We start from the raw sequence: 17785 nt of genomic DNA on the forward strand, positions 1-17785 counted from the left end.
AAAGGAAGCATTTGCTGAGGTAAAAGTTTCGGCGCGCTGGGCTGCTGCCGCCGTACTTTGCGGCGTGCCAACATCTTCTCCCAGCTTTCTTTTTCGGGCCGTTCACCGCGTGGGCCGCGTGTCGGCGGGCTACCGGCTGCTGATAGGCCTGGCCCTGGGGGCGCTGGCCTGGGCCAACACCCCGGCCAGCCCCCACCACATCAGCCAGTGGGTGGCCGCCTGGGACGCCTTCGCCGCCGCCACGCTGCTGCTCATCGCCGCGGCCATATTCACGGCCAGCACTGCCCGCATCCGCGAAGTGGCCAACGACGAAGACCCCAGCCGGGCGCTGGCCTTCGTGTTTGTGCTGGTGGCCGCCCTGGCCAGTCTGCTGGGCGTGGTGGCCCTACTGCGCTCCACCAAAGACCCAAACCAGCACATCAGCCTCGCCACCGAAGGAATGGCGCTAAACGTGGCGCTGAGCATGGCGGCCGTGTTCGAGGCTTGGCTACTGGTACACACGGTGTTCACACTGCGCTACGCCCACATTTTTTACGACAACAACGAGGCTGCCGGGGGCGACACCGGCGGCCTGGAATTCCCTGGCCAGGAACCCGAGCCTGACTACCTCGACTTCGCTTACTTCGCCTTCACCATCGGCATGGCCGCCCAAACGGCCGATGTCACCATCCCCGGCCGGCGCCAGCGCCGCACCGCCCTGCTCCACGCCTTTATCTCCTTCAGCTTCAACACCGCTATTGTGGCCCTGAGCATCAGTGCCATCGGGGGGCTTTTATGAGTGAATTGGCGGGCTAGTGGATTGGTGGATTAGCATCGTAGGCAATCCGCCAATCCACCTAAGAAATCAGCCCCCGGCTCACGGCCAGCTTGATGAGGGCGGCGGTGTTTTTGGCCTGGGTTTTGGCGATGATGTTTTGGCGGTGGGTTTCGATGGTGCGCTTGCTGGTGAAAAGCTTGTCGGCAATTTCGCCGTTGGTGAGGCCTTCAGCGATGAGCTTGAGCACTTCCAGCTCGCGGGCCGTGAGGTCGGCCCCGGCGTGGCTGCTCATGTCGTCGGGTGCGGCGCTGCCCAGGTTGGCCACGGCCTTGTAGAGCAGGTTCATGCCGATTTCCGTGCACAAAAACGGGTTGCCCGCCGCCACCGTCCGAATGGCGTACATAATTTCGTTGATGGCGGCGTTTTTGAGCACGTAGCCCAGGGCTCCGGCCTCAAACATGCGCACCACGTAGTTTTCGTGGTCGAGCATGGTGAGCACCAGCACGTGCACCTCCGGAAAGCGCTGGCGCAGCTCGGGCATGGTAGCAAAACCGTCGAGCACGGGCATTTGCACGTCCATCAGCAACACGTCGGCGGAGGTGGTTTCCAGCATGGTCAGCACTTCGGCGCCGTTGCTGGCTTCGCCCACCACTTCCAAGTCGGGGGCGGCGGAAAGCAAGGCCCGAATGCCGTCGCGTAGAATAGTGTGGTCGTCGGCTAGCAGGATGCGGGTCATAGCGGGGAGGAAGAGAAGAGTATTGGAACAGCGGGCAAACCGCAAAGTTGAACCAACTGCCTTATACGGAAAACAGCGCTCCGTATTTGTACCAAATCGGCCCCTAATGCCCGGATATTTTAAGGGATTTATACGGCTTTTATTAGCGGGTTTAGGGTTCAGCTTGCCCTTATCTGTACTTTCGAGGTGCCGAAAACCAGTTTTGTTGCGCTGCAAACCAAAATCGGCTTCTTTTCGGTTTACGCGCTTGATTTCCCTTTCTACACCCATGATTCGCCTGCTTCTTTCCGATGGCCACGCCCCCACGCGCGAAGTGTTGCGCCTCGGATTGGCGGCGGCCCCCGGGCTCGAAGTAGTGGGCGAGGCCGGCGACGGCGATGAGCTGTTAGCCCAATTGAGCACCGCCAGCCCCAGCGTGGTGCTGCTCGACCTGAACCTGCCCGGCCCCGACGCCATGGCCCTGCTGCCCGCCCTGCGCGGCCAATACCCGCAGGTGCGCGTGCTGGCCCGCGGCGAACTCACCAACGAGCACTACGTAACGCGCGCCTTCGACCTCGGTGCCCACGGCTACATCCTCAAAAGCGCTGTGCCCACCGAGCTTGTGCACGCTCTGGCCACCGTGGCTTCGGGCCGGTCGTTTCTGTGCTCCGCCATCGGGCTGGCCTTGCTGGGCCGCCTCCACGCCTCCACGCCCGCCGACGGCGACGCCGCCCGTGCGGCCCTGGGCCTGAGCAAGCGCGAAATGGAAGTGCTGGGCCTGGTGGCCGCCGGCCTCACCAACGCCGAAATTGCCCTTAAGCTCTTCACCAGCAAGCGCACCGTCGAGACCCACCGCCAAAACATCATGGACAAGACCCAGACGCGCAACACCGCCGCCCTCATCCGGCTGGCCGCCAGCCAGGGTTTGCTGCCGGGGTAATGATGGGTTAGCCGATTGGTGGGGTGGTGGATTGTCAATGCGAGGCAGAGCCGAAGCAATCCGTCCTGTCAATACCAGCCACGTTCTTTTACCAGAAAGCCCCGGCACTACACAGCGCCGGGGCTTCGTCACATTAGAAGGCTGGTCGCTAAGAACAGAACGGATTGCTTCGCTGCGCTCCTATTGACAATCCGCCACTCCACCAACTCACCAATCCACTATTCACTCCCTTTGTCGTCCACCGGCGGCTGGGTGTGGCCCTGGGCCGCGATGATGAACTCGGCCAATTCACGGAAGCAGCCGTGCCCGCCAAAGGCTTGGCAATGAAAATCGGCCGCCGCGCGGGCAAACGAAGTGGCGTCGCCGGGGCAGGCCGAAAACCCCACCAGGCCCAGGATTTCCAGGTCGTTGGTGTCATCGCCGATGAAGGCAATCTCGTCGGCGCGCAGCCCCGTGCGGGCCATGATTTCCTGCAGGCAGGCGGGCTTGTCTTTGATGCCGAGGTGCAGCTCATCGATGCGCAGCTTGGCCGCCCGGGTGCGAACCGACGGCGACACCTCGCCCGTGATGATGCCCGTGGCAATGCCTTGGTTGCGGAGCCGCTCCACGCCCATGCCGTCGCGGATGTTGAAGCGCTTCATTTCCTCGCCGCGCTCAGAGTAATACACGCCGCCGTCGGTGAGCACGCCGTCGCAGTCGGTGAGGACGAGGCGGATGCGGCGGGCACGGGCGGTGAGGTCGGCTAGTTTCATAAAATCAAGAAAAGGAGTTGGGGAATAACGGCGCAAAGCTTCCGGCAAAGGCCAATGCGACCGCAAGAACGGCACCAGCACGCAAACGAAAGCTGGCCACGAATTGTAATTATCCCGTAATCCGTATCTTAGCCATTAATAAGCCATTACCCTTGTATATTATGAAGAATTCCTTGACTGTTATAGCACTATTGGCTTTGGCGCTGCCATTTCAGGGGTGGAGCCAGGCCCGTCAGGCGGTGGTTGACGCCGAAAATTCATTCGCCGCGCAATCGGCGCAAGCGGGCACCAAAGCAGCTTTCTTAGCTTTTAGCGCCCCCACGGCATTTGTGGCCGAAGGGGGCAAACTTGTGAATGCCCAGGATGTGTGGCAGGCCCGCCCGGCCCAGCCCAACACGCGCCTGACCTGGTATCCTGTGCTGGCTGATGTGGCCCAATCGGGCGACCTGGGCTACACCACCGGCCCCTGGACGCAGCTCAAGGACGGCCAGCCCCAGGCTGCGGGCGAGTACGTGACCGTGTGGCGCAAGCAGCCCGACGGCACCTGGAAATTTGCCGTCGACATGGGCATCGAGCGCATTGGTGCGGCGCCCGCCAAGCCCACCGCGGTGCCGGCGCCGCGCCTGCAGCCGGCCGTTGCCACGCCCAGCATGGCCCCCTCGGGCATCATTCTCGACGTGGACCGCAAGTTTGCTAACGCGGAGTTGACCAAGCCGGGCGAAACCTATGAGCAGTCGCTGAGTGCCGAAGCGCGCCTCTACCGGCCGGGCCTCTCCATGATGCAGGGCGCCGCCGCTGTGGCCAACATGAAAAACCTCGGCGACAGCTACATTTTTGCCCCTACCACCGGCTACCTTGCCGCCGCCGGCGACCTGGGCTATGTGGTGGGCGACCTGCGCCGCATGGCCACCGCCAAGCACCCCGAAGAAAAAGGCAGTTACCTGCGCATTTGGCGTCGCGAGGCCGTGGCCGGCTGGCGCGTGGTGCTCGAAATTTTCAACTTCGCACCGGTGCCCGTTACCACCGCCGGCTCGCCGCAGGGCTCGACTGGCAGCGCCGCGCAGTCGCCCCTGAAGCGGGCGCAGTAACAGGTCTGGCTCTTGGAAGCTTCATTGAAGCCCTTGCTGCATCAGCAGCAAGGGCTTTTTGATGCGGCTAACTGTGTAATGACGCGCTTAGTCGGGATGTTTGGGGAGCTTGCCAGCTCGCGGTACAATGGGTTGGAGAATAGTCAGCCAATGGATTTAAACGAGCTGAAGATGCCCATTTCCCGGCGGCGGCCGTAATCTTGCGGTGCGAGCCGGGCCGAGCCCCTCGCTGCCTTGCATGACCCCTTCCGTTCCCAACCCGGCGCAGTGGCTCGACCGCTACGGCGACGAGCTTTTTCGCTTTGCCCTCAGCCGTGTGAGCGACACCACCGTGGCTGAAGAACTGGTGCAGGAAACCTTTCTTAGCGCCCTTGATGGCTTGGCCACCTTCCGGGCCGAGGCTTCGGAGCGAACCTGGCTGTTCGTCATCCTGCGGCGCAAAATCATCGACCACTACCGCCGCCAGGCCCGCAGTACCCGCGTTGGGCTCGAGGAAGTGGAGGCCGGCGGACCCACGGAAGCCGATTTTTTCAATCCTGAAAACGGCCACTGGACCAACGCGCAGGCGCCCGTGAGCTGGCTGAACGCCGATGCGGCTTTGGAGCAGCAGGAGCTGCACGAGGTACTGGCGCGCTGCCAGGCCCGGCTGCCGGCCCAGCAGAGCGCCGTGTTTGCCATGCGCTTCGTGGAGGAATTATCGGCCGAAGAAATTTGTCAGGAGCTGGGCCTCACCGCGTCCAACTACTGGGTGCTGGTGCACCGGGCCAAGCTGCAGCTGCGCCGCTGCCTCGAAAAACACGGCTTAGGCAAGAATTAACCCTCTGCGATGCTACGACTCATTACCTGCCAAAACGCCACCCGCCTGCTCGACCAGCGCCCCGACCGTGCCCTGCCGTGGGGGCCGCGCGCCAGCCTGTGGGTGCACCTGCGCTACTGCCCCTACTGCCAGCGCTACGCGAAGCAAACCGTGCTGCTGGCCGAATGGGCCAAAGCGGCGGCCACTACCCGCGAGCATTCCGGCCCGACGTTATCCGCCGCTGCGAAACAGCGAATGCGAGAACGGCTGGCAGCAGGGGGGTAGGATTCGCGTTTTTTCGTCTGTCATTGCGAGCGAAGCGCGGCAATCCGTCCTGTCAAAACCAGATACGTTCTTCTACCAGAAAGCCCCGGTACCACAATGGCACCGGGGCTTTCTGATTGGCTTTATCACAACTCAGGGTTGGTCGCGGTTGAGAGGACGGATTGCCACGGCCTGCGGCCTCGCAATGACAGGCGACTTCAGGCGGCGGTTGCCTACGCTACGCGCCCGTGGGCACGAGGCGCACCACTAGCCCATCGGTGTGGGGCGTGAGGCGGATTTGGCAGCTCAGGCGCGAGCCTTCGTGCACCATGGGCAGGGTTTCGAGCATATCGAGCTCGGCGTCTTCGGGCTCGGGCAGGGCGGGGCCGGCCAGTACTTCCACGTGGCAAGTGGCGCAGAGGGCCATGCCGCCGCAAGTGGCCTGAATGTCGTAGCCGCTGGCTTTCAGCAGCTCCATCAGGCTGAGGCCCATGTCGGTGGGGCCGGTAAGCTCGGTGCGCTGGCCGGGGGCTTCCTCGACGTAAACGCGAATATCTTCTTGCATAGGGTAGGAGGGGGAAGGGCACAAAAGAACGTCATGCCGAGCGAAGTCGAAGCATCTCGTGTGCGGCAGTAAATGAATACTATTGCGGTAGAGATGCTTCGGCTGCGCTCGGCATGACGGTCTAGTTCGCCATTTTACATAGAAGGTGCCCCGTTCACGGTCGTGTACTTGAGCGTGTACTTCTTATCGGGGAAGATGTATTTGAACGCGCCCTGGCACATGAGCGCGGCCTCGTGGAAGCCGCAGAGGATGAGCTTAAGCTTGCCGGGGTAGGTGTTGATGTCGCCAATGGCGAACACGCCGGGCAGGGAGGTGCTGTAGTCGAGCGTGTCCACTTTCACGGCGTCATTCTCGATTTCCAACCCCCACTCGCCGATGGGGCCGAGCTTGGGCGTGAGGCCAAACAGCGGGATGAAGCAGTCGAGCGGCACGGTCTCGGCCTTGCCGTCGTTGCCGGTGATGGTTACTTCTTTCAGCTCGCCGTTGCCGTGCAGGTGCGTCACGTTGGAGCTGAGCACGAGCTTGATTTTGCCGGCTTCGGCCAGGGTTTTCACTTTCTCGGCCGAGTCGGCGGCGCCGCGGAAGGTAGTGCCGCGGTGCACCAGCGTCACATCAGAAGCCACGTTGGCGAGGAAGTTGGTCCAGTCGAGGGCCGAGTCGCCGCCGCCGGCGATGACAATTTTCTTGTCGCGGAAGTGCTCGGGGTCGCGCACCATGTAGTGCACGCCGCGGCCGCCTTCGAACTGCTCCAAGTTCTCCACGGCCGGCTTGCGCGGCTCGAACGAGCCCAGGCCGCCGGCAATGGCCACGGCCTTGCACTGGATTTCGGTGCCGTCGGTGGTGAAGAGCTTGAACGAGCCGTCGTCCAGCTTCTCAAATTTCTCCACCCGCTCGCCCAGCGTGAAGGTGGGGTGGAAGGGCTCAATCTGCTTCATCAGATTGTCGACCAGGTCGCCGGCCAGCACCTCGGGGAAGCCCGGAATGTCGTAAATCGGCTTTTTGGGGTAAATCTCGGAGAGCTGGCCGCCGGGCTGCGGCAGGGCATCAACGACGTGGCAGCGGAGCTTGAGCAAGCCCGCCTCAAACACTGCAAACAGACCGACCGGGCCGGCTCCGATGATGCAGATATCGGTGGAAATGGGGGTGGACATAAGGGTAATAGTGCCTTTAACCGGGCGTCGGCTTTGAAGCGGCCACAACGTAGGAAGCCGTTAGCGCAAAGGTACGGGCCGGGGCGGGGGCCGCCCAACCAGCACACTGCTTATAACAGCAGCGCCGCCGGAAACGTTGGCGGTGGGAATCCCCTCAAAGGCAATAATTGGCCGGTTTTAGGCCGCCGTGTTGGTGTGGAGCTGCAGCTGGTCGAGAAACTGCGTGGCGTCCCAGATGTCCAGAAAATACTCCACGGGCATGGCCTGGCGGGTGGTCACGGCGTCGGTGTAGCGACGGGTGGGCAGGCCGGGCAGGTGCACTTCGGCCACCAGGTGCACGCCCCGCTGCACGATGAGCTGCTCCACGGCTTGGAATTCGGCGAGCAGGGCGCCGCCGTTTTCGTTCACTATCTGCATATCGGTAAGGATGCAGAACCCGGGCTGCACTTCGGCCAGGGCGGCGTTCCAATCGTCGCGGTAGTGGGGCAGGGCCGCAGCGGTACGCATTGGGCCGAAATTCTGGTAGAAAATGCGGTTTTGGGCCCGGTCGACCGTGATTTGGTATTCGGTGCGGAAAGCAATGAGAAGCATGGCAACACGGAACCTAGAAGAACCAACAGCACATCTGTCTGGCAATGTTAATAGCTGGTCTCGTTTAAACCTAATTTACTGATTCGAATACGCAGCGGTGTGTTGATGCAGCAGAAGCAAGGTGCTGGCTATTAGCAGGTAATGCCAGATGATTAAAAAGCGAACCTCGTTTGTGTTTAGTAATGGGCTGGCAATGTGAGGCGTGCTTCCAAGCGATAGTGAAAAAGTGTTTGGCAACAGCAAAGGCCGTACTAGCCGCATGGCGGCTACGTTATAGGGCCACTGGTTTTCGGCCGCTGGGTAGTTCGCTACGTAATGCCTATACTTCGCCCCAAAACCTTGCCTAGCGCTTATTCTATGCCGATTTCCGTTTCCGCGGGCTTGCCTGCGTCGCGTTTGTTTCGTTGTTTCCGGCTCGCTGGGGCGTTTTTTGGAACATTTTCCCTCCTGACGGCCTGCAACTCGGAGCCGGCCGAAACCACCGCCAGCAAGCCCACTAAAGCCCCCAAAGCCGATACCGAAGCCTCCACTGCGCCCCAAGCCGCGCCGCTGCGGGTAAGCGTATTTCTGGAATATTCGGGCGGCATGAAGGGCTTTGTGCCGCGCGGCGGGGCCGATAAGCCGGCCACCGAGTTTCAGCAGCGCATCGGCGCGCTCATCACCGAAACGCAGGTGAACGGGGCAGTGGCCGAGCGCAAGTACTACCTCTGCGAAAACGCCGCGCCCAAGCCGGTGAAGTTCGAGGAGCTGCGCAACCTGGTGCAGGGCAACGTGGCCCAGGCCGCCCTGGGCACCGAGCTGCCGCAGATGCTGGAAGGCATCTTCAACCGGCCGAAGGCCACGGAGGAAGTCAGCGTCATCATCTCCGACTTCATCTACGGGCCGGAAGACCGGTCGGCCTTTTCGCAGCTGCCGAACCTGATTCGTACGTCCATCGCGCCCGTGAGCCGCCAGCAGCTGGCAGTGGCCGTGTTTGGGGAGACGTCGCGCTTCTACGGCAGCTACTTCCCCGCCGTGAAAACGCCGGTGCAGAAGCGCACGCTCAACGGCGAAAAGGTGCCCTACTACGTGTGGGTGGTTGGGCCGCCCGCGCAGGTGGCGCGCTACGCCGCCGAAGTGTTTCGCAACGCGCCGGCCCAGCAGGCATTTTTTGGGTTGAAAACGAGCACGCCGGCTTTTGCGCCGCTGCTCACCAAGCTCACCGACCCCAAATTAAAGTCGAGCGGCGGCACCGTGTACGCCGAGAACAACGGTCTGACGCTGAACCCTTCCGACGACCCGGTGGACTTTTCGGTGGGCCTGGATTTGAAGGAATTGCCCGCCGCGTGGCAGAAACCCGCATTTTTGGCCCAACATCTGCAAGTGCGCCTGCCCAACGGCCAGGCCAGCCTGCTGCCCAACTCGGTGCGCCCCCTCACCGACGACGAGCAGAGCGGCCAGCCCGTGCTGGCGCCCTACACCCACGTAGCGCGCCTTCGCGTGAGCAAACTGGCGGCCCCCACCGCCACGCTCACCCTGAGCCTGCCCGCCCCGGAAACGCCGGACTGGGTAGCGGCCTGGAGCACCACCAACGACAATACGCCCGCCCCGCGCACGTTTGGCCTCGACCAAATTCTGGCGGGCGTCCGCCAATCGTATCCCACGCCCTTGCCGGCCGTATTCACGGTCCAACTGCCACTTAAAAACGATAAATAACCCGCGCTTCCCGCTATGCAAACCTTCTTCACCAGCCTGTACTCGGCTCTTATTTCCATCTTTCAAAGCCAGCGCCCGGCCGATTACGGCCTGTATAAAACCGACCTGTTTTCACTGGTGGGTTGGAGCACGCTGGGCGTGAGCTTGTTGCTGGTACTAGTCTTCTATTATGTATTCAATTCGGCCCTGCGCACGGGCATGTTCCGTACCACGCACTGGGTATTGACGCTGGCGCTGGCCGCTGGCCTGGGCACCTTTCTGGCCAACAGCCTCAGCAAGAGCCACGGCGCCGAAGTGAGCAGCTACCTGGGCTACTTCATGGTGGTGAACATGCTGGTGGCCGCCTTGTGGTTTCTGATTTTCTCGGTGCTGCTGAAGCGCTGGAGCACGTATGCGCGCACCACACCGTTTGTGGGGCCGTTTTAGTTTTTTCTGTCAACATCTGTCATCCTGAGCGCAGCGAAGGACCTTCCCACGTCTGGATACTTTGAATTTATTGCGAATGACTCTGGCTTGATAAGGTCCTTCGCTGCGCTCAGGATGACAGACGTGAAAACGACAGCTTTCTCAATTCGCTAGAAAACAATGTCCAAACTATTCATCTTTGCCGTGGGCGGCACCGGAGCCCGCGTGCTGCGCTCCCTCACCATGCTGCTGGCCTCGGGTGTTCGCATTCCGAACTGTGACCAGGTGGTGCCCGTCCTCATTGACCCCGACACCCAGAACGGCGACGTGACGCGCACGGTGGCCCTGCTCAAGCGCTACGCCCGCATCCACGAGGCGCTGTACGGCGACGGCCAGAAAGAGAAAACCGGCTTCTTCAGCCAGCCCATGAACACGCTGGCCCACCTGAACACCAGCGGGGGCGGGGAGGAACTGCGCGACTCGTTCGTGTACGACTTCGGCGGCATCAGCCAGCCGTTCCGCGACTACTTGCGCTACAACGACCTCTCGGTGGAAACCCAGGGTCTGGTTGATTTGCTGTTCACGCAGGACAGCCTCGCGGCCAACCTCGACGTAGGCTTCCGCGGCTCGCCCAACGTGGGCTCGGTGGTACTGAACGCGGTGGTGCAGAGCAAGGAAATGCGCTACCTCGCCCAGAGCCTGCAGGACGGCGACCGCGCCTTTTTCATCAGCTCGATTTTTGGTGGTACGGGCGCGGCGGGCTTCCCGCTGCTGGTGAAAAACCTGCGCGATGCCAACTCACCGCTGGCCCACCCCGAAATCCGCCGCCGCCTCAAGGCCGGGGCACTAGTGATGCTGCCCTATTTCAAGCTAGCTGACCCTTCGGCTGATGAGAAAGCCGCCGGCCAGGATTTCATTGACTCCAACACCTTCATTACGAAGACGAAAACGGCCCTCTCGTACTATGCCGACAACCTGCAGGGGCTGGAAGCCATGTACTACTTGGGCGACCAGCCCGGCCAGCCGCTGGCCAACCATCCCGGCCGCGCCGAGCAGCGCAACCAGGCCCACCTGCTCGAAATGCTGGGCGCGCTGTCCATCCAGCACTTCATGGAAGTGCCCGACAACCAGCTCGATGGCAACCAGCCGCTTTTCCATGAATACGGCCTGAAATCGGACACGACGGACGTGGATTTTGGTCAGTTGCCCAGCGACATGCGCCTGGAAGTGGCCCGCCCGCTGATTCAGTTGCATTACTTCGCCCGCTATTTCCTCAAGCACACGCCCGAGGACGCCAAAGCGCCCTACTACGAGGCTGGTGACCTTTCGGCCCAACTGCGTAACAACCGCGCCTTGCGCGAGCTAACAGACTTTTTCGGCGAGTACAACGAGTGGATTCGGGAACTGGGCGTGAACCAGCGCCGCTACACCGCCATCCGCGCCGACGAGGCCGATTTCAACAAAATGGTGGCCGATAAAACCGTCGAAACCGGCATTTTCAGCAAAGGCATCACGCCCGGCTATTTCCGCGACGAGCTGACGAAGGCCGTGGGCAAAGACACCCTGAAAAACCCGACAGAGAACGAGGCGCTGCGCTGGGTAGTGAAGGCGTTTGAGGAGGCGACGGGCGAGATTCTGGACAAGAAGCTGCAGTACTCCTGACGCCGTTCCCACGTCAACCTCACCCCCGGCCCCCTCTCTTTGGGGAGAGGGGGGCCAGACGACATTCTGTTTAAAACAAACTTGAAACAACTCTAGAGGCCCTTCGCAGCCAACGCCCGCGCCGCCGTGGCTCCCCTCTCCTGGGGAGAGGGGTCGGGGGTGAGGTTCCGCCGTTAGCGCCTCTCGCAATCATACATATGGCTAAAATCCTGCGTTTGCACGATACTGGCTCCAGCACCCACGAGGGCTGGGGACCGACTGGTAAAATTGGCCCCCACGAAGTAGAGCGTCTGCTCGACCCGCAGGGCGGCCGCGCCGCCAAGGTGGCGGTTTCGATTCCCTCGCCCTTCGCCCGCATGCACTTGGTGGAAACGGCCCTGCGCTTTGTGACGCAGGGCGGCGCGGCCCAGGATTCGGTGTACCATCAGCTGGTGAGCCACTTCTGGGACGTGTGGGAAATGGTGTTCAACTTCCATCAGCGCAAGCTGGCCAACCAGCGCCTGCAAATTCGGGCCTGGCGCAAGGATGAGGAACTGGCCAAGCTGCGCGCCAATCCCGCCACCCGTCCGCTGGCCGACGTGCTGGCCCTGTACCTCGACGGCCGCTTTGCGAAGCTGACCGAGATGCACCTCATCTACTTTCCCGGCGCCAACGGCGTGCCGCAGCTCATCGGCGGCACCTCGCCGCTGACGCTGTTCTTCCCCGCGCCCAACGTGAAGCCGCTGCCGGTGCAGCGTCCGCAGGGTGGGGGGTATTATTTTGACAACCAGTACGTGCCGCTGGCCAACCGCGAAGCCGCTTTCCGCGACTACGTGTACCAGGAATTTGTAGGCGACCCCGCCCTCACGGCCATGGCGCCGCTGGTGCGTGATACGCTGGACCGCGGCCTGCTGCAAAAGTGGGCCATGGACGGCACCGCCAGCCTCGCCAACTTCCCGGTGCTGACCGACGCCTCCAACAATCAGATTGACGTGGCCGGCGTGCTGCTGCGCGTACGGCCCGACGAAGGCACCGTGCGCGGCTCCGACCTGTTCATCCGGCCCACGCGGGCGGGGGTGGCGGGGCCGCTGCCCATCGTGCTGCGGCCTGGTTTGAAGGCCATTGGCAAGAAGTACTACAACGAAACGCTTTTTGCTGACAGCGGCGCCATTGTGCCTCTCACCGATGCCCGGCCGCTGAAGGAGCGCACGCTGCCCGGCCCGGAGCTGCCGTATCCGTATCTGACGGTGAACGACTTGCTGGAAGAAACCTTGCTGGCCGTGCCCTATGAGGTGGACGAAACGCGGTTTTTCAGCGGCAACCTGAAAATTGCGCCCGGCTTCCGGCCCAGCAGCTGGCCGCTGCTGCCCATCAAGCCAGCGTATTTTGACTACTTCACGCAACAGGATTTGGCCGAGCACCTCTCGCTGGAGTTGGAATCGGCTTGCATCCGGGTGCGGCTGCGGGTGCCGGTGAGCGGCGGCGACTACGTGGATTATGAGCGCGCTTACTACGACAACCCGCAGGGCGACGGCGTGGGCCGCCTGCGCGTGACCAACGTAGCGCTGTCGGTGTTCCCCTTCGTGAAAGTGGCCGACGCGCCGCAGTACAACGACTTCTACAAAGTCATGCTGGTGGATGCCAACAACATCGACCCCAGCATGGTGACCAAGAAGGTGGACCTGAAATTCTGGGCCAACGGCCACCAGCTCAGCGAAACCGGCACCGACCAGAGCGCCACCCGCTACGAGCGCACCCCCAAAACCAGCCAGGACGAGGGCAGCACCTACTACGAGGTGCGCGGCACTCATTTCGACTACCTCGAAGTGCTGAACCCGGCCCCGGCCGAGGGACGCGCGCTCGTGATTCCGCGCTGGCCTGAGGTGCGGCAGGGCACTAAGGAGTTCCGCTTTGCCATCGACTTCGGCACCACCAACACCCACGTGGCCATGCAGGACAGCCCCGGGCAGGAGCCCAAGCCGTTCAGCTTCGGCCTGGCCGATACGCCGGTGGCCCTGCTGAAAAAGAGCACCGCCGAGCCCGACCGCACTGCTTATGAGCGTCTGTACCGCGGCATCGACGACGACCCGGCCAACTTCGTGCAAATTAAGCGCTGGCAGCAATACCAGGAGCGCGAGTTCGTGCCACCCATCATCGGGGCCGACAGCTCGCCCTACGCCTTCCCGGCGCGCACCGCCACCTACGAGGCGGCCAACTACGCCACCCAGGAGCTGAGCGTGCTCGGCAACATCAACGTGGCCTTCGGTATCATCACCGAGGAGCAACGCCGGCCTAACTACCACACCAACCTGAAGTGGGATAATTCGCTGAACATCGCCAACACCAACCGCGTGCGGGCGTTTTTCAAGGAAATCCTGCTGCTGTGCCGCGCCAAAGTGGCCCTGAACGGCGGCAACCTCGCGGCCACGCAAATCACCTGGTTTGCCCCACTGAGCTTCTCGACCTACCAGCGCAACCTGTACCAGCGCGAGTGGGACACGCTGTTTCACGACGTGTTCAAGACGACCAATTCCATGCCCTGCATGGTAGAATCGACGGCGCCGTACTACTACCTCACCCGCCGCAACATCGTGACGCTGGGGCCGGGCGAAAACGCGGCCTTCATCGACATCGGTGGCGGCACCACCGACGTGCTGCTCTACGCTGACCGCAAGCCGGTGCTGAGCACTTCGTTCCGCTTCGCTGGCAACGACTTGTGGGGCGACGGTGGCGCCGAAGTACGCGGCTCGAAGGACAACGGCTTGGTGCGTTTCGGCGTGGCTGGCGTGCAAAGCGCAGTGCTGAGCCCCGCCGCCCGCCGGGCCCGCGAATACGTGCTAGTGGCCGAGGGGACCGATAATTTCGGCTCTGAGGATGTGGCTAGCTTCCTGTTCAACTACGACCAGCTACTGGGTTTCAGCGAGCGACTGCTGCGGGCTGAGCACCTGCGGGTGCTGTTCTACCTGCACTTCGGCGCGCTGATTTACCACGTGGCGCAGGTGACGGTGGCCAACGGCCAGCAGCTGCCGCGCTATCTGTGCTTCACGGGGCGCGGCAGCCTCTATGTGCGCTTGCTAGCCGCTGGGGCCAACCTGCAGCCGGTGGAGAAGCTGGCTCGCCTCATCATGGAAAAAGCCACCGGGCAGCCCGTGCCGGCCGATTTTCGCATCAAACTGGCCGACGACCCCAAGCAAACCACCGCCAACGGCGGCGTACTCGCCACCGGCCAGATTCCGCAGGACCCGCCCATGGTGCGCCCCGTGGGTGTGGCGCCCGATGCTGAGAACCCGCAGGCTGACAAGGGCGAGCACCACCTCGAAGCCGCGGCCGTGACCGACGAAATCAAGCAGGCCGTGCTGGCCAACGCCCGCGCCTGCCTCAAGCTGCTGCTCGAAGACCCCGAGCTGAAGCGTGTGCAGGCCGACCTGGGCGTGAAAAACGACCCCGGCCTGGTGATGAACACGCTGGAGCGCAGCCTCGGCGACTCCTTCAACCTCTACCGCCAGCAGTACGCCGACGTGCTGCGCGACGGCGACACGATTCCCGAAACGCTGTTCTTCCTGCCGTTCAAAAACGCCCTGTATGAGCTATCCAAGGTGCTTCATGACGCGCAGCCGCTCAACTAACCGCTTGGGCTGGCGGGGGCTGCTGCTCCTGCTGGCCCTCGGGGCGAGTCCGGCGCTGCGGGCGCAATCTGGCTCCCAGTCGGGTGCGCCTCCGACGGCTGGGACCACCCAGACGGCTACCGCGAACAATTCGGTGGAGGTGCCCGCGCCGGTGGACGGGTCTCCTTCGAACTGGCCGCTGGTGCTAGGGGTGCTGGGTGGTATTGCCTTAGGCGTACTGGGCGCGCGAATATGGCCGCGTAGCACGCGTTCGAAGCGGCGACACCGCTCCGGACGCGTGTCATCGCCCGACAGCAGAGTCCCCTTGCAGACCGAGCCGGTTCGCAAAAAGGCGGAAAACGTGCCTCGCACCCCGGCTGCGCCGCCCGCTGCTGCTCCGGCGGAACAAGTTGGCAAAGCGCCCAAGGTGCAGTCGATGCGTCAGGCGCAGGGCACTTCTCCGGTGCCCCGACCGCCGGAGAAGCAGGCCCGCGACGATAGAAAAAAGAAGTCTAACACCAATTCCAGGACCTTGCCTCCTAACGAGCGCGCATCTTCCTGGCCCACCATTGCTCCTCGTGCCGCCGCTATGAATCCGACTACTCCCAACCCTGACGAAGCATCTCTGGAGCCGGGCCAAACCGTTGAATGGGGCGGGCCCACATCCACGCCGCCTGCCATTCAGGAACTGATTGAGGCCAGCGCACCGGAAGCCGCCGCGCCCGCCGAAGCAGCGGCTACGCCCGATGCCGTAGCTGCCGCACCCAGCAACGGCCCGCTACACTTCTATGCCCCGGCGCCCGACGTGCCCAGCATCGAGCACCGCAAGCTCAGCCCCAACCCGCTGCCGCAGATGCCGCTGCTCATCACACTGCCGCATTCGGAAGCCACCACGGCGCAGTTCTCCTTCAGCCCGCAGGCCGACCAGTCGCGCATCATCGGCAACGGTGTGCGGGAGCTTAAGGAGTTCTTTCAGTTTGAGTTGCCGCCCACGGAGCAGTTCACCAGCATCACCAACCTGACGGCCGGCAAGCTGGAAAAGCGCGACGATGCCTGGCATGTGGTACAAAAGGCGGGCATTGCGCTGAGCTAGCCCGTCTGAAATAAACGAACGTCATGCCGGGCGCAGCCGAGGCATCTCGCTTGTGATAGTAAATCCTGACGATTGGATTACTTCGGCATGCGGGATGCTTCGGCTGCGCTTGGTATGACGTTCTTGCTCTTTCAATGGCGAGACGCAACGGTGTGTCTCTACCTTCGCGGTAAATAGCAGCTATGCTCCTAATCGAAATCTTGTTAATACTGGCGCTGGTGGCGTGGCAGGCGGTGGTATTCCTCCGCAACCGCCAGCTTATCGGGCGCATCCAGAACATGTACCCGGCAGCGGGAGCGGTGGGCGTGCAGCCCATTCCCTACACCGCTGCCCAGCCCGAGAAGAACTTCGAGGTGCAGTACGACGCCCTCATTGCCAACAATACCTCGCCGGAGTTCGGCCAAATCATCACCGACACCAACGAGTACCTGCTGAACAACCGCGGCGCGGCGGCCGATTTCGGCATTCTGAAAGACATTTCGGAGCGCCACGCCGAGGCGCTGGACGACGAGATACAGGCGCAGATAACCACGCCGCTCTACCTGGGCTTGCTGGGCACTTTCACGGGCGCCATCATCGGGCTGGTGTCGTTGGTGGGCAACCCGTTTGCCGACGTGACAGCCAACCCGAATACGGATACCTCGTTCAGCAACGGCGATGTGCAGCACTTCCTGGGCGGGGTGCTTATTGCGATGATTGGCAGCTTGTTCGGCCTGGCTTTCACGCTGGCCGGCAACCAGTTGCTGAAACAGGCCCGCGCCGTGCGCGACCGCCACAAAAACGCCTACTACACCTTCCTGCAGAAGGCCCTGCTGCCCAAGCTGAACTCCGACATGCAGGCCGGCATGAGCAACCTGAAATCGGTGCTGGATACCTTCAACGCCGAGTTTTTTAGCCAGATTCAGAACGACTTCTTTAGCAAAATTCACGAGTTCACGCCGCTTATTGCCAGCATCACCGAGAACGTGAGCGTGCAGAAGCGCTTTCTGGAGCAGTTGGAGAAAATTGGTTATTCGGAACTGGCCAACGCCACCGTCAAGGTGTTTGATAGGGTGGACGAAAGCGCGCAGACCTTCGAGAAATTCCTCGGCTACCAGCAAGCGCTGAACACCACCGTGACGCACAGCACCGAGGCCGCCCAGACCATTGGCTCGCTGCTCAACCGCCTCACGGCCCTGGAGCAGGGGCTGGCCAGCGTGCCGCAGTACCTGCAGCAGCACGACGATGCCCTGCGTCAGCAGGTGGCTTTCTTCAGCCAGCACGGCAAGCTGCTGGCCGACCTTGGCGCGCAAATCCGCCAGGGCGTGAGCGAGGGCGTGCACCGCATGGACGCTGAGCTCGACGGCCGTCTGCAGGAGCTGCAAAAGGAAGCCAGCGCCGCCCACGAGCAGTGGCAGCAGCATTTCCGCCGCCTCAACCAGGACAACATTTACCAGAAAATCACGGAGTACCTCAACCCCTTCACCCAGCTCCCGGCCCAGCAAAAAGACCTCAACCTGCTGCAGGAGCGCCAGGCCCAGCAAACAGCCCAGGCCATGCAGCGCTTAGAAGGGCGCCTGCTGGTCGATTCGCAGGTGCAACAGGAACTCTTGAAGCAGGTAGACCGCACCAACAAGGTGCTAGAGGAGCTAACCAAACCGAACTGGTTCCAACGGAATATTCTGGGCAAGAAGTAACGCCGAAACGCACCGTAGCAGAACGTCATGCCGAGCGCTGCCGAGGCATCT

Annotated in this window: 16 protein-coding genes; 11 read left to right on the forward strand and 5 right to left on the reverse strand. The window is 62.3% G+C overall.

Features of this window, described 5'->3' with window-relative positions:
• Positions 1-64 precede the first annotated feature (64 nt).
• Entirely contained in the window at positions 65-778 is a 714-nt protein-coding gene (locus I2I01_RS09525) for a DUF1345 domain-containing protein (protein ID WP_196286210.1), read from the forward strand.
• A 58-nt stretch (positions 779-836) separates the two neighbouring features.
• Here I2I01_RS09525 and I2I01_RS09530 read toward each other — a convergent pair whose 3' ends face one another.
• Entirely contained in the window at positions 837-1493 is a 657-nt protein-coding gene (locus I2I01_RS09530; protein WP_196286211.1) for a response regulator, read from the reverse strand.
• Positions 1494-1761: 268 nt separating this feature from the next.
• Here I2I01_RS09530 and I2I01_RS09535 point away from each other — a divergent pair, with 268 nt between their 5' ends.
• Positions 1762-2412, forward strand: a complete 651-nt coding sequence (locus I2I01_RS09535; RefSeq protein ID WP_196286212.1) for a LuxR C-terminal-related transcriptional regulator — start codon at positions 1762-1764, stop codon at positions 2410-2412.
• A 218-nt stretch (positions 2413-2630) separates the two neighbouring features.
• On the opposite strand, the gene I2I01_RS09540 is transcribed toward I2I01_RS09535, so the two are convergent.
• A complete protein-coding gene (locus I2I01_RS09540) occupies positions 2631-3164 on the reverse strand; it encodes a KdsC family phosphatase (RefSeq protein ID WP_196286213.1) in 534 nt (177 codons plus the stop codon).
• 161 nt (positions 3165-3325) lie between these two features.
• Between I2I01_RS09540 and I2I01_RS09545 the strand changes: the two genes are divergently transcribed.
• From I2I01_RS09545 to I2I01_RS09555, 3 genes are all read left to right on the forward strand, one after another.
• The gene (locus I2I01_RS09545; RefSeq protein ID WP_196286214.1) at positions 3326-4252 is read left to right on the forward strand and encodes a DUF4440 domain-containing protein; all 927 of its coding nucleotides are present in this window, start codon (positions 3326-3328) and stop codon (positions 4250-4252) included.
• 238 nt (positions 4253-4490) lie between these two features.
• Complete coding sequence (locus I2I01_RS09550; protein ID WP_196286215.1) at positions 4491-5069, forward strand: sigma-70 family RNA polymerase sigma factor; 579 nt, start codon at positions 4491-4493, stop codon at positions 5067-5069.
• Between the two features lie 9 nt (positions 5070-5078).
• A complete protein-coding gene (locus I2I01_RS09555) occupies positions 5079-5333 on the forward strand; it encodes an anti-sigma factor family protein (RefSeq protein ID WP_196286216.1) in 255 nt (84 codons plus the stop codon).
• Positions 5334-5550: 217 nt separating this feature from the next.
• On the opposite strand, the gene I2I01_RS09560 is transcribed toward I2I01_RS09555, so the two are convergent.
• From I2I01_RS09560 to I2I01_RS09570, 3 genes are all read right to left on the reverse strand, one after another.
• Positions 5551-5877, reverse strand: coding sequence for a 2Fe-2S iron-sulfur cluster-binding protein (locus tag I2I01_RS09560; protein WP_196286217.1), 327 nt, complete (start codon positions 5875-5877; stop codon positions 5551-5553).
• Between the two features lie 134 nt (positions 5878-6011).
• Complete coding sequence (locus I2I01_RS09565) at positions 6012-7028, reverse strand: NAD(P)/FAD-dependent oxidoreductase (protein ID WP_196286218.1); 1017 nt, start codon at positions 7026-7028, stop codon at positions 6012-6014.
• 177 nt (positions 7029-7205) lie between these two features.
• Positions 7206-7619, reverse strand: coding sequence for a hypothetical protein (locus I2I01_RS09570; protein ID WP_196286219.1), 414 nt, complete (start codon positions 7617-7619; stop codon positions 7206-7208).
• A 357-nt stretch (positions 7620-7976) separates the two neighbouring features.
• Here I2I01_RS09570 and I2I01_RS09575 point away from each other — a divergent pair, with 357 nt between their 5' ends.
• From I2I01_RS09575 to I2I01_RS09600, 6 genes are all read left to right on the forward strand, one after another.
• Complete coding sequence (locus tag I2I01_RS09575) at positions 7977-9314, forward strand: hypothetical protein (protein WP_196286220.1); 1338 nt, start codon at positions 7977-7979, stop codon at positions 9312-9314.
• 15 nt (positions 9315-9329) lie between these two features.
• Positions 9330-9740 carry a hypothetical protein gene (locus I2I01_RS09580; RefSeq protein ID WP_196286221.1) on the forward strand — a complete coding sequence of 137 codons (411 nt, stop codon included), beginning with the start codon at positions 9330-9332 and terminating at the stop codon, positions 9738-9740.
• Positions 9741-9899: 159 nt separating this feature from the next.
• Positions 9900-11381 (forward strand): hypothetical protein, encoded by a 1482-nt coding sequence (locus I2I01_RS09585; RefSeq protein ID WP_196286222.1) that lies wholly within the window; start codon positions 9900-9902, stop codon positions 11379-11381.
• A 197-nt stretch (positions 11382-11578) separates the two neighbouring features.
• Positions 11579-14986, forward strand: a complete 3408-nt coding sequence (locus I2I01_RS09590; RefSeq protein WP_196286223.1) for an acetate and sugar kinases/Hsc70/actin family protein — start codon at positions 11579-11581, stop codon at positions 14984-14986.
• Positions 14987-15554: 568 nt separating this feature from the next.
• Entirely contained in the window at positions 15555-16058 is a 504-nt protein-coding gene (locus tag I2I01_RS09595; protein ID WP_196286224.1) for a hypothetical protein, read from the forward strand.
• 182 nt (positions 16059-16240) lie between these two features.
• Complete coding sequence (locus I2I01_RS09600) at positions 16241-17734, forward strand: hypothetical protein (RefSeq protein ID WP_196286225.1); 1494 nt, start codon at positions 16241-16243, stop codon at positions 17732-17734.
• The last annotated feature ends 51 nt before the right edge of the window (positions 17735-17785 follow it).

It is taken from the genome of Hymenobacter properus, from assembly GCF_015694735.1.
GTDB classification, from domain to species: domain Bacteria; phylum Bacteroidota; class Bacteroidia; order Cytophagales; family Hymenobacteraceae; genus Hymenobacter; species Hymenobacter properus.